This is a genomic window from Barrientosiimonas endolithica (assembly GCF_030296655.1).
GTDB classification, from domain to species: Bacteria; Actinomycetota; Actinomycetes; order Actinomycetales; family Dermatophilaceae; genus Barrientosiimonas; species Barrientosiimonas humi.
Window position 1 is genome coordinate 596,817 of sequence record NZ_AP027735.1, and the last position, 15,889, is coordinate 612,705.

At 69.6% G+C, this 15,889-nt stretch carries 27 protein-coding genes and 1 pseudogene; 23 read left to right on the forward strand and 5 right to left on the reverse strand.

The features are described from left to right. Positions 1–27 precede the first annotated feature (27 nt). The 5 genes from QUE40_RS03010 to QUE40_RS03030 are packed head-to-tail and all read right to left on the reverse strand — an operon-like array spanning position 28 to position 3,575. Positions 28–828, reverse strand: coding sequence for an ABC transporter permease (locus tag QUE40_RS03010; RefSeq protein ID WP_289232287.1), 801 nt, complete (start codon positions 826–828; stop codon positions 28–30). Further along, positions 825–1,739 carry an ABC transporter ATP-binding protein gene (locus QUE40_RS03015; protein ID WP_142004355.1) on the reverse strand — a complete coding sequence of 305 codons (915 nt, stop codon included), beginning with the start codon at positions 1,737–1,739 and terminating at the stop codon, positions 825–827. The genes QUE40_RS03010 and QUE40_RS03015 overlap by 4 nt, the downstream gene beginning before the upstream one ends. Then, positions 1,736–2,104: a hypothetical protein gene (locus QUE40_RS03020; protein WP_289232288.1), complete on the reverse strand. Its 369-nt coding sequence runs from the start codon at positions 2,102–2,104 to the stop codon at positions 1,736–1,738. The genes QUE40_RS03015 and QUE40_RS03020 overlap by 4 nt, the downstream gene beginning before the upstream one ends. Then, complete coding sequence (locus QUE40_RS03025) at positions 2,086–2,655, reverse strand: hypothetical protein (protein ID WP_289232289.1); 570 nt, start codon at positions 2,653–2,655, stop codon at positions 2,086–2,088. The genes QUE40_RS03020 and QUE40_RS03025 overlap by 19 nt, the downstream gene beginning before the upstream one ends. Beyond that, entirely contained in the window at positions 2,652–3,575 is a 924-nt protein-coding gene (locus tag QUE40_RS03030) for an ABC transporter ATP-binding protein (RefSeq protein ID WP_289232290.1), read from the reverse strand. The genes QUE40_RS03025 and QUE40_RS03030 overlap by 4 nt, the downstream gene beginning before the upstream one ends. Before the next feature lie 327 nt (positions 3,576–3,902). Between QUE40_RS03030 and rpsJ the strand changes: the two genes are divergently transcribed. The 23 genes and pseudogenes from rpsJ (at position 3,903) to QUE40_RS03145 (ending at position 15,881) form a co-directional block, all read left to right on the forward strand. Further along, on the forward strand, positions 3,903–4,211 hold the full coding sequence (rpsJ, locus tag QUE40_RS03035; protein ID WP_006946210.1) for a 30S ribosomal protein S10: 309 nt from the start codon (positions 3,903–3,905) through the stop codon (positions 4,209–4,211). A gap of 25 nt (positions 4,212–4,236) precedes the next feature. Further along, a complete protein-coding gene (rplC, locus tag QUE40_RS03040) occupies positions 4,237–4,902 on the forward strand; it encodes a 50S ribosomal protein L3 (RefSeq protein ID WP_142004358.1) in 666 nt (221 codons plus the stop codon). A gap of 5 nt (positions 4,903–4,907) precedes the next feature. Continuing rightward, positions 4,908–5,612 (forward strand): 50S ribosomal protein L4, encoded by a 705-nt coding sequence (gene rplD / locus QUE40_RS03045; RefSeq protein ID WP_142004359.1) that lies wholly within the window; start codon positions 4,908–4,910, stop codon positions 5,610–5,612. A 2-nt stretch (positions 5,613–5,614) separates the two neighbouring features. Continuing rightward, positions 5,615–5,914 (forward strand): 50S ribosomal protein L23, encoded by a 300-nt coding sequence (gene rplW, locus QUE40_RS03050; protein WP_142004360.1) that lies wholly within the window; start codon positions 5,615–5,617, stop codon positions 5,912–5,914. Positions 5,915–5,928: 14 nt separating this feature from the next. Beyond that, complete coding sequence (rplB, locus tag QUE40_RS03055; RefSeq protein WP_142004361.1) at positions 5,929–6,765, forward strand: 50S ribosomal protein L2; 837 nt, start codon at positions 5,929–5,931, stop codon at positions 6,763–6,765. A gap of 15 nt (positions 6,766–6,780) precedes the next feature. After that, a complete protein-coding gene (gene rpsS / locus QUE40_RS03060; RefSeq protein ID WP_142004362.1) occupies positions 6,781–7,062 on the forward strand; it encodes a 30S ribosomal protein S19 in 282 nt (93 codons plus the stop codon). A 54-nt stretch (positions 7,063–7,116) separates the two neighbouring features. Further along, positions 7,117–7,463 (forward strand): annotated as a pseudogene (gene rplV, locus QUE40_RS03065) (50S ribosomal protein L22); the annotation flags it as partial. Between the two features lie 25 nt (positions 7,464–7,488). Further along, positions 7,489–8,424 (forward strand): 30S ribosomal protein S3, encoded by a 936-nt coding sequence (gene rpsC, locus QUE40_RS03070; RefSeq protein ID WP_289232291.1) that lies wholly within the window; start codon positions 7,489–7,491, stop codon positions 8,422–8,424. Beyond that, positions 8,333–8,752, forward strand: a complete 420-nt coding sequence (gene rplP / locus QUE40_RS03075) for a 50S ribosomal protein L16 (protein WP_142004365.1) — start codon at positions 8,333–8,335, stop codon at positions 8,750–8,752. Before rpsC ends, rplP begins: the two co-directional genes overlap by 92 nt. Beyond that, positions 8,752–9,027 carry a 50S ribosomal protein L29 gene (gene rpmC, locus QUE40_RS03080; RefSeq protein ID WP_142004366.1) on the forward strand — a complete coding sequence of 92 codons (276 nt, stop codon included), beginning with the start codon at positions 8,752–8,754 and terminating at the stop codon, positions 9,025–9,027. The genes rplP and rpmC overlap by 1 nt, the downstream gene beginning before the upstream one ends. Position 9,028: 1 nt before the next feature. Further along, positions 9,029–9,325 carry a 30S ribosomal protein S17 gene (rpsQ, locus tag QUE40_RS03085; protein ID WP_142004367.1) on the forward strand — a complete coding sequence of 99 codons (297 nt, stop codon included), beginning with the start codon at positions 9,029–9,031 and terminating at the stop codon, positions 9,323–9,325. Positions 9,326–9,425: 100 nt separating this feature from the next. Next, positions 9,426–9,794, forward strand: a complete 369-nt coding sequence (gene rplN / locus QUE40_RS03090; RefSeq protein ID WP_142004368.1) for a 50S ribosomal protein L14 — start codon at positions 9,426–9,428, stop codon at positions 9,792–9,794. 4 nt (positions 9,795–9,798) lie between these two features. Further along, a complete protein-coding gene (gene rplX, locus QUE40_RS03095; protein ID WP_142004369.1) occupies positions 9,799–10,170 on the forward strand; it encodes a 50S ribosomal protein L24 in 372 nt (123 codons plus the stop codon). Beyond that, a complete protein-coding gene (rplE, locus tag QUE40_RS03100; RefSeq protein ID WP_289232292.1) occupies positions 10,170–10,769 on the forward strand; it encodes a 50S ribosomal protein L5 in 600 nt (199 codons plus the stop codon). Before rplX ends, rplE begins: the two co-directional genes overlap by 1 nt. Positions 10,770–10,774: 5 nt before the next feature. Beyond that, positions 10,775–10,960, forward strand: coding sequence for a type Z 30S ribosomal protein S14 (locus tag QUE40_RS03105; RefSeq protein WP_052594758.1), 186 nt, complete (start codon positions 10,775–10,777; stop codon positions 10,958–10,960). 94 nt (positions 10,961–11,054) lie between these two features. Continuing rightward, positions 11,055–11,453 carry a 30S ribosomal protein S8 gene (rpsH, locus tag QUE40_RS03110; protein ID WP_142004371.1) on the forward strand — a complete coding sequence of 133 codons (399 nt, stop codon included), beginning with the start codon at positions 11,055–11,057 and terminating at the stop codon, positions 11,451–11,453. 27 nt (positions 11,454–11,480) lie between these two features. After that, entirely contained in the window at positions 11,481–12,020 is a 540-nt protein-coding gene (gene rplF, locus QUE40_RS03115) for a 50S ribosomal protein L6 (RefSeq protein WP_142004372.1), read from the forward strand. 3 nt (positions 12,021–12,023) lie between these two features. Continuing rightward, entirely contained in the window at positions 12,024–12,389 is a 366-nt protein-coding gene (rplR, locus tag QUE40_RS03120; RefSeq protein ID WP_289232293.1) for a 50S ribosomal protein L18, read from the forward strand. A gap of 48 nt (positions 12,390–12,437) precedes the next feature. After that, positions 12,438–13,136 carry a 30S ribosomal protein S5 gene (gene rpsE, locus QUE40_RS03125; protein WP_142004374.1) on the forward strand — a complete coding sequence of 233 codons (699 nt, stop codon included), beginning with the start codon at positions 12,438–12,440 and terminating at the stop codon, positions 13,134–13,136. Next, on the forward strand, positions 13,136–13,318 hold the full coding sequence (gene rpmD / locus QUE40_RS03130; RefSeq protein ID WP_142004375.1) for a 50S ribosomal protein L30: 183 nt from the start codon (positions 13,136–13,138) through the stop codon (positions 13,316–13,318). The genes rpsE and rpmD overlap by 1 nt, the downstream gene beginning before the upstream one ends. Continuing rightward, the gene (rplO, locus tag QUE40_RS03135; RefSeq protein ID WP_289232294.1) at positions 13,318–13,803 is read left to right on the forward strand and encodes a 50S ribosomal protein L15; all 486 of its coding nucleotides are present in this window, start codon (positions 13,318–13,320) and stop codon (positions 13,801–13,803) included. The genes rpmD and rplO overlap by 1 nt, the downstream gene beginning before the upstream one ends. Positions 13,804–13,933: 130 nt before the next feature. Then, positions 13,934–15,256: a preprotein translocase subunit SecY gene (gene secY, locus QUE40_RS03140; RefSeq protein WP_142004377.1), complete on the forward strand. Its 1,323-nt coding sequence runs from the start codon at positions 13,934–13,936 to the stop codon at positions 15,254–15,256. Between the two features lie 52 nt (positions 15,257–15,308). Beyond that, positions 15,309–15,881, forward strand: a complete 573-nt coding sequence (locus tag QUE40_RS03145) for an adenylate kinase (protein WP_211344513.1) — start codon at positions 15,309–15,311, stop codon at positions 15,879–15,881. Positions 15,882–15,889 lie beyond the last annotated feature (8 nt).

Genomic DNA, 15,889 nt, shown 5'->3' on the forward strand with positions numbered 1-15,889 from the left:
CGGGGGCGTGCTGCGCGGGCCGGCGGCCTAGTCGTCGGAGAGCGTCATCGAGACGATGCGCCGCCCGGCCAGCAGCACGCCGCCGGCGAGCACCACGAGCGCGGCGAGGATGGCGTACGCCGTGGGCACGGGCTGAGCGGCCTCGGCCGTGACGTCGCTGGCCGCCTGGAGCACCGAGGTGCCCCAGCTGCGCGCCGACAGCCACTTCGTCGGGCCGATCAGCCCGGCGATGGTCGACTCCCAGATCAGCCAGTAGGCCAGCGCGCCCACCACGCTGCGCCGCAGCGCGACCGCGAGCGCGGTGAAGATCCCGACGTACGCCACACCCGAGACCGCGCTGCCCGCCACGATCGCGAGGGGCAGGCCGTCGCCGGGGTGCAGCACCATCGCCGAGATCCCGAGCGGCAGCACGCCGAACACCACCACCGCGCCGAGGATCACCAGGGCCTTGCTCAGCACCAGGGCCACCCGGGAGATCGGCTTCACCAGCAGCTGGATGATCGAGCCGTCGTCGAACTCCGTGGAGATCAGCGTGGTGGTGCAGATCAGCGTGACGACCGGCACGACCACGCCGATGCCGAAGGTGCTCAGGAAGTTCTGGGTGGCGGTGCCGTCCATCGCCGCGAACCGCTGCTGCACCAGGGTGAGCGCGATCAGCAGCACCGGCAGCGCGAGCAGCAGGAGCACCCGGGCGCGGCCGAGGAGCGAGCGCAGCGCCAGGCGCACGACCGGTCCGCTCAGCGGGGACGTGCCGCTCGGCGCGGCGTTGCCGGCGGGCAGGGGGCCGGGCGGGGCCGGCTGCGGGGTGGCGGGCGGTGGGGTCGTCATGCGTTCACCAGGTAGGAGAAGACGCTCTCGAGCGACTCGTCGGTCGGCGTGAGCTCGAGCAGCCGGATGTCGTGGGCGCGGGCGATGCGGGGGACGGAGTGGGCGAACCGGCCCAGGTCGTCGGTCTCGACCTCGAGGGTGTGCCGGTCGCGCAGCCGGGCGCCGCGCACCGACGGGTCGGCGAGCAGCAGGGCCGCGAGCCGACGGTTGTCGGAGGAGCGCAGCCGGTACTGGTTGGGCCGGTCGGTCATCAGCCGGCGGATCTCGGCGAAGTCGCCGGAGGCGGCGTGCCGGCCCGCGACCACGACCTCGACGCGGCGGGCCAGCTGCTCGACCTCCTCGAGGATGTGCGAGCTGAACACGATGGTGCGGCCGCGCTGCCCGAGGTCGGTGAGCAGGTTCATCATCTGCCGCCGCTGGATCGGGTCCATGCCGTTGAACGGCTCGTCGAGCAGCAGCACCTGCGGGTCGTGCACCAGCGCCGAGGCGACCTTGATCCGCTGCCGCATGCCCTTGGAGTAGGTGTGCACCTTGCGGCCGGCCGCGTCGGCCAGGTCGACCAGCTCGATCGCCCGCTCGGTCGCGGCCGCCGGATCGGACACCTGCTGCAGGTCGGCGCTCAGGCGCACCAGCTGACGGCCGGTGAGGAAGTCGTACAGCTGCTCCTGGACGGGCACCAGGCCGATGTCGCGATAGACCGACACCCGCTCGCGCACCGGCCGGTCGCCCAGGGTGACCGACCCGGCCGACGGCGGCAGCAGACCGGCCATCATCGACAGCAGGGTCGACTTGCCGGCGCCGTTGGGGCCGAGCAGCCCGGTGATGCCCGGGCTGAGCACCATCGAGACGTCGTTGACCGCGACGACGTTGCCGTACCACCGGGACACGCCCGCGAGCACCAGGTCGGTCACAGCGAGGCCGCCTTCCGGGTGCGGGCGAGCAGGATCGCGGTCGGGACCAGCACCCAGGCGGCCGCCACCACGACGAAGAAGAGCGTCCACCCGGGGGTCGTCACGCGGGGGAGCAGCTCGATCGGCGTCGGCTGGTCGAACAGCCCGCTGACCAGCGCGGCGACCGCGGTGAACGGGTTGAGCGCGGCGGCGACGAAGGCGAGCGTCTCGTTGACGTTCTCGTACGCGATCCCCAGCAGCGCGGTGACCATGCCCGAGGTGATCATCAGCGTGACGATCACGCCGGTGACCGACAGGCCGGTGCGGGTGGTCAGGGCCGAGACCATCGCCGAGATGGCCGCCAGCATCACCGCGAGGATCGCCATGCCGGCGAGGGCGGCGAGGTAGGCCTTGGTGTGCTGGCCGACCGGCAGGTCGGAGCTGATCGCGACCCCCACCAGATCGTCAGCGGCACGGCGACGATCGCGAACACCGCGGTCGCGAGGGCCGCGAGCCGCACCAGGATCAGCGTCGTGCGCGAGACCGGGCGGGCGAAGTAGAGCACGATCGTGCGGTATCGCAGGTCGCGCGCGAAGAGCACGGGCGCCTGGGCCGCGACGAAGACGGTGAGCAGCAGCTGGGTCCAGAACGGGTAGCCGAAGTAGGTCGACAGCGGCCCGAACAGGTCGGCCCGGTCCGACAGGGACATCCGCTTCAGCTGGATGATGATGCCGGCCAGCACCAGCGCCGGCACGAACATGATGATCGTCACGACCCAGGGCACGATCTTGGCCTTGCCGGTGCGGCCGATGCCGAAGCAGTGGGCGAGGGCGGTGCGGAACAGCGAGCCCGCGACCGCCCCGGGAGAGCGGCGCTGCCCGGTGAACCGGCGGTAGCCGATGTCGTGGATGACCCCGCTGGGCCCGGACGTGCTCATCGGGCGCCTCCCGTCGCCTCGAAGACCTCTTCGAGCGTGTGGTGGATCTCCTGCACCCGCACCAGCCCGAGGCCGAGGTCGGTGACGACGTCGCGGACCACGTCGAGCGCGCGCGGGTCGTCGATCCGCACCCGGATCCGGTCGCCGTCGGGCGCGGCCTGGATGCCGCGGTCGAGCAGCGCCTGGCCCACGCGCCGGTCGGAGCCGGACGGGCCGAGCACCTCGACCAGCACGGTGCCGGTGGTCTGGGTCAGGTCGGTGGTGGCCGAGGCGCGCAGCAGCCGGCCGCTGTCGATGACGACGACGTGGTCGGCCGTGCGCTCCAGCTCGCCGAGCAGGTGGCTGGTGACGATCACCGAGATGCCGAAGTCGTGGCCGATGCGCGAGATCAGGTCGAGCATGTCGTCGCGCGAACGCGGGTCGAGCCCGTTGGTGGGCTCGTCCAGCAGCACCAGGCGCGGGTCGTGCACGATCGCCTGCGCCAGCTTGACCCGCTGCCGCATGCCGGTGGAGTAGCCGCCGATGGGCCGGTGCCGCTCCTCGGCGAGCCCCACGTGGCGCAGCACGTCGGCGGTGCGCTCGCGGGCGTCGGTGCGCGGCAGCCCCGACACCTGCGCCATGTGCAGCACGAACTCGGCGGCCGAGACGTCGGGCGGCAGCGCGTCGTGCTCGGGCATGTAGCCCACGACCGCGCGGATCGCGGCGCCGTGCGTGCGGGTGTCCATGTCGAGCACCCGCGCCTCGCCGGCGGTCGGCGCGAGCAGCCCCAGCAGCACCTTGATGAGCGTGGACTTGCCGGCGCCGTTGACGCCCACGATCCCGGTGACCCCGGCCGGCACGCCGACGCTGAGCGCGTCGAGGGCGCGGACCCGGGGATACTGGACCGTCAGATCTCGGGTCTGTACGACTGGTGCCCCCACGCGAGGCACCCTAGCCTCCGGGGCGGCCGGTTCCGGCTCGATTTGGCCGCGTGCCGCGGACTCTGGCACACTGGACAAGTTGCTTGTTGCGCGGCGCTGACCTCGGTCGGCCCGTCACCCCCGAGCAGCGCGCAGGACCCGTTCGCGGGGCCGCCGCACATCGGAGCAAGCCCCGGTCCGTCAGGACCGACCCACACCATCGGATCGATCGTTCCGGTGTGCCGCGAGGCCACCGCGACACACCCGAGCGCGTGGGTCGGAGCACAAGCCCGACGCACCGGCCACGGACGTTTGTTGTTGTTGGACGCGAGAGAGAGACGCGAGCGAATGGCGGGACAGAAGATCCGCATCCGGCTGAAGTCGTACGACCACGAGGTCATCGACAGCTCGGCGCGCAAGATTGTCGACACGGTGACCCGTGCCGGTGCCACGGTCGTGGGCCCCGTGCCGCTGCCGACGGAGAAGAACGTCTTCTGCGTCATCCGGTCGCCGCACAAGTACAAGGACAGCCGCGAGCACTTCGAGATGCGCACCCACAAGCGCCTGATCGACATCGTGGACCCGACCCCCAAGGCTGTCGACTCGCTGATGCGTCTGGACCTCCCGGCCGACGTCAACATCGAGATCAAGCTCTGACCGGGCAAGGGAGGAACGACTCACCATGACTCACATCACGGAGCGCCCGGTCAAGGGCGTCCTCGGCGAGAAGCTCGGCATGACCCAGGTCTGGGACGCCGAGAACCGCCTCGTCCCCGTCACCGTCATCCAGGCGGGCCCCTGCGTCGTCACGCAGGTCCGCGGTGACGACGACGGCTACCACGCGGTGCAGATCGGCTACGGCCAGATCGACCCGCGCAAGGTCACCAAGCCGCTGAAGGGCCACTTCGACAAGGCCGGCGTGACCCCGCGTCGTCACCTCGTCGAGGTGCGCACCTCCGACGCCGCCGAGTACGCCCCCGGCCAGGAGATCACCGCCGAGGCCTTCGAGGCCGGCGCGGTCGTCGACGTCGTCGGCACCACCAAGGGCAAGGGCTTCGCCGGTGTCATGAAGCGTCACGGCTTCTCCGGTGTCGGCGCCTCGCACGGTGCGCACCGCAACCACCGCAAGCCGGGTTCGATCGGTGGCTGCGCCACCCCGGGTCGTGTCTTCAAGGGCATGCGCATGGCCGGCCGCATGGGCGGCGTGCGCCAGACGACCCAGAACCTCACCATCCACGCCGTCGACGCCGAGAAGGGTCTGCTGCTGGTCAAGGGCGCTGTGCCCGGTCCCCGCGGCGGCATCGTCCTCGTCAAGTCGGCCGCGAAGACCGCTGCGAAGGAGGCCTGAGCGAGATGACGACCGTCGACATCCTGGGGCCGACCGGTGCCAAGTCCGGCACCACCGAGCTGCCCGCCGAGATCTTCGACGTGCAGACCAACGTCCCGCTGATCCACCAGGTGGTCGTGGCCCAGCTCGCCGCTGCGCGCCAGGGCACCCACGCCACCAAGACCCGCGGCGAGGTCCGCGGCGGTGGCCGCAAGCCGTACCGCCAGAAGGGCACCGGCCGGGCGCGTCAGGGCTCGACCCGCGCGCCGCAGTTCGCCGGCGGTGGCACCGTCCACGGCCCGCAGCCGCGTGACTACAGCCAGCGCACCCCGAAGAAGATGAAGGCTGCCGCGCTGCGCGGCGCCCTCTCCGACCGGGCGCGGCACGGCCGCATCCACGTCGTGGCCGGTGTCGTCGAGGGCGACGCCCCGTCGACGCGGTCCGCGGCGACGCTGCTGGACGGGCTCAGCGAGCGCAAGAACCTGCTCGTGGTGCTGCACCGCGACGACGAGGTCGGCGCCAAGAGCGTGCGCAACCTCGCCGACGTGCACCTGATCTGGTCCGACCAGGTCAACACCTACGACGTGCTGTGCGCCGACGACGTGGTCTTCACCCAGGCCGCGCTCGAGCACTTCCTGAGCTTCGGCGAGCAGGCCCGGGTCGCGGCGAAGGCCGCCAAGGAGGCCAAGAAGGCTCCGGTCGAGGCCGAGCAGAGCGAAGGGGACAACTGACCATGAGCACTGGACGCAAGGACCCGCGCGACATCCTGATCGCGCCGGTCGTCTCGGAGAAGTCCTACAGCCTGCTCGACGAGGGCAAGTACACCTTCCTCGTCGACCCGCGGGCCAACAAGACCGAGATCAAGGTGGCCGTGGAGCAGGTCTTCGGCGTGAAGGTCGACTCGGTGCACACCATGAACCGCCCGGGCAAGACCCGCCGGACCCGCTTCGGCACGGGCAAGCGCAAGGACACCAAGCGCGCGATCGTCTCGCTGCGCGAGGGCTCGATCGACATCTTCGGCCAGGTTGGCTGAGGAGGGACTGACTGATGGCTATCCGTAAGTACAAGCCGACGACCCCCGGTCGTCGCGGCTCGAGCGTGGCCGACTTCGCCGAGGTCACCCGCTCGACGCCGGAGAAGTCGCTGGTCCGCCCGCTGACCAAGTCCGGCGGCCGCAACGCCTCGGGCCGCATCACCACCCGGCACATCGGTGGTGGCCACAAGCGCGCCTACCGCGTCATCGACTTCCGTCGCGCCGACAAGGACGGCATCCGCGCGAAGGTCGCTCACATCGAGTACGACCCCAACCGCACCGCCCGCATCGCGCTGCTGCACTACGCCGACGGCGAGAAGCGCTACATCATCGCGCCGAGCCGGCTGAAGCAGGGCGACTGGATCGAGAACGGCCCCAACGCCGACATCAAGCCCGGCAACAACCTGCCGCTGCGCAACATCCCGACCGGTACGGTCGTCCACTGCATCGAGCTGCGGCCCGGTGGCGGTGCGAAGATCGCCCGCTCGGCCGGCGCCCGCGTGCAGCTCGTCGCCAAGGACGGCCCCTACGCGCAGCTGCGCATGCCCTCCGGTGAGATCCGGAACGTCGACGTGCGCTGCCGCGCCACCGTCGGCGAGGTCGGCAACGCCGAGCAGAGCAACATCAGCTGGGGCAAGGCCGGCCGCATGCGCTGGAAGGGCAAGCGCCCGACCGTGCGCGGTGTCGCGATGAACCCGGTTGACCACCCGCACGGTGGTGGTGAGGGCAAGACCTCCGGTGGACGCCACCCGGTCAGCCCGTGGGGTCAGCCCGAGGGCCGCACCCGCCGCCCCAACAAGGAGAGCGACAAGCTCATCGTGCGTCGCCGCCGTACTGGCAAGAAGCGCTGATAGGAGCCATTCGAGATGCCACGCAGCCTGAAGAAGGGCCCCTTCGTCGACGACCACCTTGCCAAGAAGGTGGAGGCGCAGAACGAGGCGGGCACCAAGAACGTCATCAAGACCTGGTCCCGCCGGTCGATGATCACCCCCGACATGCTCGGCCACACCCTCGCGGTGCACGACGGCCGCAAGCACGTCCCGGTCTTCGTGACCGAGGCGATGGTCGGTCACAAGCTCGGCGAGTTCGCCCCGACCCGCACCTTCAAGGGTCACGAGAAGGACGACCGGAAGGGGCGCCGCCGCTGACGCGGTGGCCCGTGACGAGCCATGACTGAGACGAACGACAGTAGAGGTACAGCGATGGAAGCCAAGGCGCAGGCGCGGTACGTCCGTGTGACGCCGCAGAAGGCCCGCCGCGTCGTGGACCTGATCCGTGGGAAGCAGGCCACCGAGGCCGTCGCGGTGCTGCAGTTCGCGCCCCAGGGGCGAGCGAGCAGATCCGCAAGGTGCTGGAGAGCGCGATCGCCAACGCGCGCTATGCAGCCGACCAGGCTTCCGCGCCGTTCGATGAGCGCACGCTCGTGGTGAGCGAGGCGTACGTCGACGAGGGCCCGACCATGAAGCGGTTCCGCCCGCGGGCCCAGGGCCGCGCGAGCCGGATCAACAAGCGCACCAGCCACATCACGGTGCGTGTCGCACAGCCGCAGAAGACGACCGCCGAGGAGGCAACTGATGGGTCAGAAGGTCAACCCGAACGGCTTCCGACTCGGCATCACCACCGAGCACAAGAGCCGCTGGTTCGCTGACAGCAACAAGCCGGGTCAGCGTTACCGCGACTACGTCAAGGAGGACGTCGCGATCCGCCGCCTCATGTCCACGGGCATGGAGCGGGCCGGCATCAGCCGGGTCGAGATCGAGCGCACCCGCGACCGGGTCCGCGTCGACATCCACACCGCCCGTCCGGGCATCGTCATCGGCCGCCGCGGCGCCGAGGCCGACCGCCTGCGCGGTGAGCTGGAGAAGCTCACCGGCAAGCAGGTTCAGCTGAACATCCTCGAGGTCAAGAACCCCGAGGCCGACGCTCAGCTGGTCGCCCAGGGCATCGCCGAGCAGCTCTCCGCCCGCGTGTCGTTCCGACGCGCGATGCGCAAGGGCATGCAGTCGGCGAGCCGGGCCGGTGCCAAGGGCATCCGGGTGCAGGTCTCCGGTCGCCTCGGTGGCGCCGAGATGAGCCGCACCGAGTTCTACCGCGAGGGTCGGGTTCCGCTGCACACGCTGCGCGCGAACATCGACTACGGCTTCTACGAGGCCCGCACCACCTTCGGCCGCATCGGCGTGAAGGTCTGGATCTACAAGGGTGACCTCACCGCCAAGGAGCTGGCGCGCGAGCAGGCCGCCGCCCCGTCGCGCCCGTCGCGCGGCCGCCGTGACGGCGACCGTCCGGGCCGTGGCGACCGTGGCGACCGGGGTGGCCGTGGCCGCCGCGACGCTGCTCCCGCGCAGGAGACCCCGGCCGCCGCTCCGGCGACCGAGGCCGCTCCCGCCGAGGCGACGAGCACCGAGGAGGCGAGTCCTGATGCTGATTCCCCGTCGAGTCAAGCACCGCAAGCAGCACCACCCCAAGCGTGGCGGCGCTGCCAAGGGCGGCACCACCGTGGCGTTCGGTGACTACGGCATCCAGGCCCTGGAGCCGGCGTACGTCACCAACCGTCAGATCGAGTCCGCTCGTATCGCGATGACCCGCTACATCAAGCGTGGCGGAAAGGTCTGGATCAACATCTACCCGGACCGCCCGCTCACCAAGAAGCCCGCCGAGACCCGCATGGGTTCCGGTAAGGGCTCGCCCGAGTGGTGGGTCGCCAACGTCAAGCCCGGCCGCGTCATGTTCGAGCTGTCGGGTGTGTCCGAAGAGGTGGCACGCGAGGCGCTGCGCCTGGCGATGCACAAGCTGCCGATGAAGTGCCGCTTCGTCGCGCGTGAGGGTGGTGACTTCTGATGGCAGTCGGTTCCAAGGACCTGATGCCCGAGCAGCTGCGCGGCATGGACGACGCGGCGCTCCGTGAGGAGCTCGGCAAGGCCAAGCAGGAGCTGTTCAACCTGCGGTTCCAGTCGGCCACCGGCCAGCTGGAGAACAACGCCCGGCTCCGGGCGGTCCGCAAGGACATCGCGCGGATCTACACCGAGATGCGTGAGCGCGAGCTGAGCATCGGCCGCGCGCCGCAGGCCGAGACCGAGCCGGCCGAGCAGAACGAGAAGGAGAGTGTGGGCTGACATGGCCGACAACACCGCCGACGTCGAGACCGGCCAGGCCGACACCGACCGCAACTACCGCAAGACCCGTCGGGGTTACGTGGTGAGCGACAAGATGGACAAGACCGTCGTGGTCGAGGTCGAGGACCGCGTCAAGCACGCGCTCTACGGCAAGGTCATGCGCCGCTCCAGCAAGGTGAAGGCGCACGACGAAGAGAACACCGCCGGCATCGGCGACCGCGTTCTCATCATGGAGACTCGCCCGATGTCCGCCACCAAGCGGTGGCGTCTGGTCGAGATCCTCGAGCGCGCCAAGTAAGACGTCCGGGGCCAGACCCCGAACCAAGACCCGTATCCGTTCCACCAGGCTCGCGCCGCCGCGGCGGTCCGAGAACCAGTGAGACGACAGGAGAGAAACTGTGATCCAGCAGGAGTCGCGACTTCGCGTCGCCGACAACACCGGTGCCAAGGAGATCTTGTGCATCCGGGTTCTCGGCGGCTCGGGCCGTCGCTACGCCGGCATCGGTGACACCATCGTGGCCACCGTCAAGGACGCCATCCCCGGCGGCAACGTCAAGAAGGGCGATGTCGTCAAGGCCGTCATCGTGCGCACCGTCAAGGAGAAGCGCCGCCCGGACGGTTCCTACATCAAGTTCGACGAGAACGCCGCCGTCATCCTCAAGGGCGACGGCGACCCGCGCGGAACGCGCATCTTCGGCCCGGTGGGTCGTGAGCTGCGTGACAAGCGCTTCATGAAGATCATCTCGCTCGCGCCGGAGGTGCTCTGAGGCCATGGCGACCAACAAGCCGAAGATGAAGATCAAGAAGAACGACCTCGTGCAGGTCATCACCGGTCGCAGCCAGGACAAGGGCGGCGACAAGGGCAAGCAGGGCAAGGTCATCGCGGTCTACCCCGAGAGCCAGCGCGTGCTGGTCGAGGGCGTCAACCGGATCACCAAGCACACGCGTGCCGGTGCCGGTGGCTCTGCCTCGGGTGGCATCGAGGTCGTCGAGGCGCCGATCCACGTGAGCAACGTGGCCATCGTCGACCCCGAGGACAACAAGCCGACGCGCGTGCGCATCCGCGAGGAGCAGGTGGAGCGCGACGGTCGTACCAAGACGGTCCGCACCCGGGTTTCCGCGCGGACCGGTAAGGACCTGTGATGACTGACGTGACCGAGACCACCGAGACCGTGGCCGACGCTCCGGCCGAGAAGGTCACCCCGCGGCTCAAGCAGCGCTACCGCGAGGAGATCAAGGACGCCCTGCAGGAGCAGTTCAGCTTCGCCAACCCCATGCAGGTGCCGACCGTGACCAAGGTCGTCGTCAACATGGGTGTCGGCGACGCCGCCAAGGACTCCAAGCTGATCGAGGGCGCCATCCGCGACCTCGCGACCATCACCGGCCAGCGGCCGGCGGTGACCAAGGCGCGCAAGTCCATCGCGCAGTTCAAGCTGCGCGAGGGCATGCCGATCGGTGCGCACACCACGCTGCGCGGCGACATGATGTGGGAGTTCCTGGACCGGCTGATCGCGATCGCGCTGCCGCGCATCCGTGACTTCCGTGGCCTGTCGCCCAAGCAGTTCGACGGCAACGGCAACTACACCTTCGGTCTCAACGAGCAGTCCATGTTCCACGAGATCAACCAGGACAAGATCGACCGCGTCCGCGGCATGGACATCACGGTCGTCACCACCGCCACCAACGACGACGAGGGGCGGGCCCTGCTCAAGCAGCTGGGCTTCCCGTTCCGGGAGAACTGAGAACGATGGCCAAGACTGCGCTTGTCAACAAGGCGAACAAGAAGCCGAAGTTCGCGGTGCGCGCCTACACCCGCTGCCAGCGGTGCGGCCGCCCGCACTCGGTCTACCGCAAGTTCGGCCTGTGCCGGATCTGCCTGCGCGAGATGGCGCACCGGGGCGAGCTCCCGGGCGTCACCAAGAGCAGCTGGTAAGCACCCCACCTTTCACCGACTCACCAACACCGTAGGTCGGCCGCGGCGAACCGCCCGCAGCTGAAACCCCGGTGAGGAAGGGCAGAAGCCCACCATGACCATGACCGACCCGATCGCGGACATGCTGACGCGAGTGCGGAACGCCAACTCGGCGCACCACGACTCGACGTCCATGCCCTTCTCGAAGCTGAAGTCGCACATCGCGGAGATCCTGGAGGCCGAGGGCTACATCGCCGGCTGGCAGGTCGAGGACGCCGAGGTGGGCAAGACTTTGACCATCGACCTGAAGTACGGCCCCAACCGGGAGCGCTCCATCGCGGGCGTCCGGCGGGTGTCCAAGCCAGGTCTGCGCGTCTACGCCAAGTCCACGAACCTCCCGAAGGTTCTGGGCGGGCTGGGCGTCGCCATCATTTCCACGTCGTCCGGCCTCCTGACCGACAAGCAGGCGGCCGCCAAGGGTGTGGGCGGGGAAGTCCTCGCCTACGTCTGGTGATCTAGGGACCAAGGAGGAGATCTACAGATGTCACGAATCGGACGTCTTCCGGTCCCGGTGCCGAGTGGTGTCGAGGTGACCATCGAGGGGCAGGACGTCAGCGTCAAGGGCCCCAAGGGCCAGCTGGCGCTCACCGTCGCCGAGCCCATCACTGTCGCCAAGGGTGAGGACGGTGCCGTCGAGGTCGCCCGCCCCGACGACGAGCGCGAGTCGCGTGCGCTGCACGGCCTGACCCGCAGCCTCATCAACAACATGGTCGTCGGGGTGACCGACGGCTTCACCAAGAAGCTGGAGATCCACGGCACCGGTTACCGCGTCACCGCGCGCGGCACCGACCTGGAGTTCGCTCTCGGCTACAGCCACTCGATCACGGTGAAGGCCCCCGAGGGGATCCAGTTCGCCGTCGAGAACCCGACCCGATTCTCGGTCTCGGGCATCGACAAGCAGCTCGTCGGTGAGGTCGCGGCCAACATCCGCAAGCTGCGTCGTCCCGACCCCTACAAGGCCAAGGGCGTGCGCTACGAGGGCGAGCACATCCGCCGCAAGGTCGGAAAGGCCGGTAAGTAAGCCATGGCAAAGATCATCAAGCGCGCCAGCAGCAAGAGCGCCGCTCGCGACCGTCGTCACCTGCGCGTGCGCAAGCACGTCACGGGCACGCCCGAGCGTCCCCGCCTGGTCGTGTCGCGCTCCAGCCGCCACGTCTTCGTGCAGCTGGTCGACGACACCGTGGGCAAGACGCTCGCGTCGGCCTCGACGATGGAGAGCGACCTGCGCGGCTTCGACGGCGACAAGACCGCCAAGGCCAAGCGCGTCGGCGAGCTGCTCGCCGAGCGGGCCAAGGCGAGTGGAGTCGAGGCCGTCGTTTTCGACCGTGGCGGCAACCGCTACGCCGGTCGTGTCGCGGCGATCGCCGACGGCGCCCGCGAGGAGGCCTGACCCTGTGAACGTCGCCCTGAACAACCGCTTCGAGAAGAGGAACCACTGATGGCTGGACCACAGCGTCGAGGCGCCGCTGGTAACGCCCAGGGTGCGAGCGACAACACCAACAGCAACGACCGCGACAACCGCCGGGGTGGCGGCCGCGGCGGTCGCGACCGCGACAACCGTCGCGGTGGCGGCGACGACCGCAACCAGTACCTCGAGCGCGTCGTCACCATCAACCGCGTGGCCAAGGTCGTGCAGGGTGGCCGCCGCTTCAGCTTCACCGCGCTGGTCGTCGTCGGTGACGGCGACGGCACCGTCGGTGTCGGCTACGGCAAGGCCAAGGAGGTCCCCGCCGCGATCGCCAAGGGTGTCGAGGAGGCGAAGAAGAACTTCTTCCGCGTCCCGCGCATCCAGGGCACCATCCCGCACCCGGTGCAGGGTGAGGCCGCGGCCGGTGTCGTCCTGCTCCGTCCGGCCTCGCCCGGTACCGGTGTGATCGCCGGTGGTCCGGTGCGCGCCGTGCTGGAGTGCGCCGGCATCCACGACGTGCTGTCCAAGTCGCTCGGCTCGGACAACGCGATCAACATCGTCCACGCGACCGTGGCCGCGCTGCAGGGCCTGGAGCGGCCCGAGGCCGTCGCCGCGCGTCGTGGCCTGCCGCTGGACGCCGTCGCCCCCGCTGCCATGCAGCGCGCGATGGCCGAGGGCCAGGCCGAGAAGGCCGAGAAGGCGGCTGCTGCCGCCGGGACGGGGGCGTGATGTCGCAGCTGAAGGTGACCCAGATCCGTTCGGAGATCGGCGGCAAGCCGCAGCACCGCGAGACCCTGCGTTCGCTGGGTCTGAAGCGCATCGGCCACACCGTCGTCAAGGAGGACCGGCCCGAGTTCCGCGGCATGGTCCGTTCGGTCGCCCACCTGGTGACCGTGGAGGAGGTTGACTGATGGCCGACAGCACGAAGGCCGAGAAGGGCGCGGACGAGAAGGTCCACGCGCTGAAGCTGCACCACCTGCGTCCGGCCCCCGGCGCCAAGACCGCCAAGACCCGCGTGGGTCGCGGTGAGGGCTCCAAGGGCAAGACCGCCGGCCGCGGCACCAAGGGCACCCAGGCCCGCTACCAGGTGCCCGCCGGGTTCGAGGGTGGTCAGACGCCGATCCACATGCGGCTCCCGAAGCTGCGTGGGTTCCGCAACCCGAGCAAGGTGTACTACCAGGTCGTGAACCTCGACACCATCTCGACGCTGTTCCCCGAGGGCGGCGACGTGACGGTGGCCGAGCTCGTGGCCAAGGGCGCGGTCCGCAAGGGCCGCCCGGTGAAGGTGCTCGGCACCGGCGAGCTGACCGTGGCGGTCAACGTCACGGCCGACAAGTTCTCCGGCTCTGCCAAGGAGAAGATCGAGGCTGCGGGCGGTTCGGTCACCAACGCGTGACCCCGTCTCAGTAGTGCGACGCCCCGGGTGAACCGGCCCTGCACGGGCCGGAGCGCCCGGGGCGTCGTGCTGCAGGTATCGTCTCTTTTCGTTCACGACCAGCCACCGACGGTGGCACGCAGGAGGACCAGTGCTCACCGCCCTCGGCCGCGCGTTCCGGACGCCGGATCTGCGCAAGAAGATCTTCTTCACCCTCGCGGTGATGGCGCTCTTCCGCCTCGGCTCGCACATCCCGACCCCGGGCATCAGCTACGACCTGGTGCAGCAGTGCCAGCGGGCTGCGTCCTCCAGCGGCAACCTGCTGGGCCTGGCCAACCTGTTCAGCGGTGGCGCGCTGCTGCAGCTGAGCATCTTCGCGCTCGGGATCATGCCGTACATCACGGCCAGCATCATCGTGCAGCTGCTGACGGTGGTCATCCCGCGCTTCGAGCAGCTGAAGAAGGAGGGGCAGAGCGGCACCGCGAAGATGACGCAGTACACGCGTTATCTCACGATCGGACTGGCGCTGCTGCAGTCGGCCACCCTCGTCACCACCGCCGCGCGCAACCCGGGAGCGCTGCTCGGCGCGCAGTGCACGCAGATCATGCCCGACCAGAGCCTGCCGACCCTGGTCATCATGGTGCTCACGCTGACCGCCGGCACCGGCCTGGTCATGTGGCTGGGTGAGCAGGTCACCGAGCGCGGCGTCGGCAACGGCATGTCGCTGCTGATCCTCACCTCGATCGCTGCCAGCGTGCCCGCCTCGATCTGGGCGATCCGCACCCAGGGCTGGGGCCGCTTCGCCCTGGTGATCGTCATGGGCCTCGCGATCACCACGGCCGTGGTCTTCGTCGAGAACTCCCAGCGCCGCATCCCGGTGCAGTACGCCAAGCGGATGATCGGGCGCCGGTCCTACGGCGGGACGACGACGTACATCCCGCTGAAGCTGAACATGGCCAACGTGATCCCGCTGATCTTCGCCAGCTCGCTGCTGTCGCTGCCGACGCTGCTCGCGCAGTTCACGATGCCGGCGCCGGGCTCGACCGAGGAGCCGGCCGCCTGGGCGCAGTGGGTCACCGAGAACCTCTCGCCGACGACCGGCGGTGTCTGGTACGCCGCGCTGTTCACCGGCATGATCCTGTTCTTCACGTTCTTCTACGTGTCGATCACCTACCAGCCCGACGAGGTCGCCGACAACCTCAAGCAGGCCGGCAGCTTCATCCCGGGCGTGCGCGCGGGCAAGGCCACCGCGCAGTACCTCGGCTACGTGCTCAACCGCATCACGACCGTGGGTGCGATCTATCTGTCGGTGCTGGCGCTGATCCCGCTCGTCGCGTTCGACGTGCTCGGGGCCGACCAGAACTTCCCGTTCGGCGGCGCCTCGATCATCATCCTCGTCGGTGTCGGGCTCGAGACCGTCAAGCAGATCGACGCCAAGCTGCAGCAGCACCACTACGAAGGGTTCTTGCGGTGACGGCTGCGGCCGACCACCGTGCTCGTTCTCGATCGCTCAGGGAGTCTCCGTCATGCGCTTGATCATCCTTGGACCGCCCGGTGCCGGAAAGGGCACGCAGGCCGAGCGGCTCGCTGCCGAGCGGGGCATCCCGCACATCTCCACCGGCGACATCTTCCGCAGCAACATCAAGAACGAGACCCCGCTGGGGCTGCAGGTCAAGGGCATCCTCGACTCGGGCGGCTACGTGCCCGACGAGGTCACCGACCAGATCGTCGCCGACCGGCTGGCGCAGCCCGACGCGCAGCAGGGGTTCCTGCTCGACGGCTACCCGCGCACCATGCCGCAGGTGCAGGCGCTCGACGCGCTCATGGAGCAGCAGGGCCAGCCGCTGGACGCGGTGCTCAAGCTGACCGTCGTCGAGGGTGAGCTGGTGCAGCGTCTGCTCGAGCGCGCGCGCACCTCGGGTCGCACCGACGACACCGAAGAGGTCATCCGCGAGCGGCAGGCCATCTACGAGCGGGAGACCGCGCCGCTGGCCGCCTACTACGCCGAGCGCGGCCGGCTCGTGGAGATCGACGGCATGGGTTCGGTCGACGAGGTCGCCGGCCGCATCGGGGCCGTCCTCGACGGCCTCGGCCGCTGACCCGCGGC

Excerpts from the sequence above, each read along its gene's own strand:
- QUE40_RS03010 (WP_289232287.1), bottom strand. The coding sequence starts at position 828 with ATGACGACCCCACCGCCCGCCACCCCGCAGCCGGCCCCGCCCGGCCCC.
- QUE40_RS03020 (WP_289232288.1), bottom strand. The coding sequence starts at position 2,104 with ATGGCGATCCTCGCGGTGATGCTGGCGGCCATCTCGGCGATGGTCTCG.
- QUE40_RS03025 (WP_289232289.1), bottom strand. The coding sequence starts at position 2,655 with ATGAGCACGTCCGGGCCCAGCGGGGTCATCCACGACATCGGCTACCGC.
- rpsJ (WP_006946210.1), top strand. The coding sequence starts at position 3,903 with ATGGCGGGACAGAAGATCCGCATCCGGCTGAAGTCGTACGACCACGAG.
- rplC (WP_142004358.1), top strand. The coding sequence starts at position 4,237 with ATGACTCACATCACGGAGCGCCCGGTCAAGGGCGTCCTCGGCGAGAAG.
- rplD (WP_142004359.1), top strand. The coding sequence starts at position 4,908 with ATGACGACCGTCGACATCCTGGGGCCGACCGGTGCCAAGTCCGGCACC.
- rplW (WP_142004360.1), top strand. The coding sequence starts at position 5,615 with ATGAGCACTGGACGCAAGGACCCGCGCGACATCCTGATCGCGCCGGTC.
- rplB (WP_142004361.1), top strand. The coding sequence starts at position 5,929 with ATGGCTATCCGTAAGTACAAGCCGACGACCCCCGGTCGTCGCGGCTCG.
- rpsS (WP_142004362.1), top strand. The coding sequence starts at position 6,781 with ATGCCACGCAGCCTGAAGAAGGGCCCCTTCGTCGACGACCACCTTGCC.
- rpsC (WP_289232291.1), top strand. The coding sequence starts at position 7,489 with ATGGGTCAGAAGGTCAACCCGAACGGCTTCCGACTCGGCATCACCACC.
- rplP (WP_142004365.1), top strand. The coding sequence starts at position 8,333 with ATGCTGATTCCCCGTCGAGTCAAGCACCGCAAGCAGCACCACCCCAAG.
- rpmC (WP_142004366.1), top strand. The coding sequence starts at position 8,752 with ATGGCAGTCGGTTCCAAGGACCTGATGCCCGAGCAGCTGCGCGGCATG.
- rpsQ (WP_142004367.1), top strand. The coding sequence starts at position 9,029 with ATGGCCGACAACACCGCCGACGTCGAGACCGGCCAGGCCGACACCGAC.
- rplX (WP_142004369.1), top strand. The coding sequence starts at position 9,799 with ATGGCGACCAACAAGCCGAAGATGAAGATCAAGAAGAACGACCTCGTG.
- rplE (WP_289232292.1), top strand. The coding sequence starts at position 10,170 with ATGACTGACGTGACCGAGACCACCGAGACCGTGGCCGACGCTCCGGCC.
- QUE40_RS03105 (WP_052594758.1), top strand. The coding sequence starts at position 10,775 with ATGGCCAAGACTGCGCTTGTCAACAAGGCGAACAAGAAGCCGAAGTTC.
- rpsH (WP_142004371.1), top strand. The coding sequence starts at position 11,055 with ATGACCATGACCGACCCGATCGCGGACATGCTGACGCGAGTGCGGAAC.
- rplF (WP_142004372.1), top strand. The coding sequence starts at position 11,481 with ATGTCACGAATCGGACGTCTTCCGGTCCCGGTGCCGAGTGGTGTCGAG.
- rplR (WP_289232293.1), top strand. The coding sequence starts at position 12,024 with ATGGCAAAGATCATCAAGCGCGCCAGCAGCAAGAGCGCCGCTCGCGAC.
- rpsE (WP_142004374.1), top strand. The coding sequence starts at position 12,438 with ATGGCTGGACCACAGCGTCGAGGCGCCGCTGGTAACGCCCAGGGTGCG.
- rpmD (WP_142004375.1), top strand. The coding sequence starts at position 13,136 with ATGTCGCAGCTGAAGGTGACCCAGATCCGTTCGGAGATCGGCGGCAAG.
- rplO (WP_289232294.1), top strand. The coding sequence starts at position 13,318 with ATGGCCGACAGCACGAAGGCCGAGAAGGGCGCGGACGAGAAGGTCCAC.
- QUE40_RS03145 (WP_211344513.1), top strand. The coding sequence starts at position 15,309 with ATGCGCTTGATCATCCTTGGACCGCCCGGTGCCGGAAAGGGCACGCAG.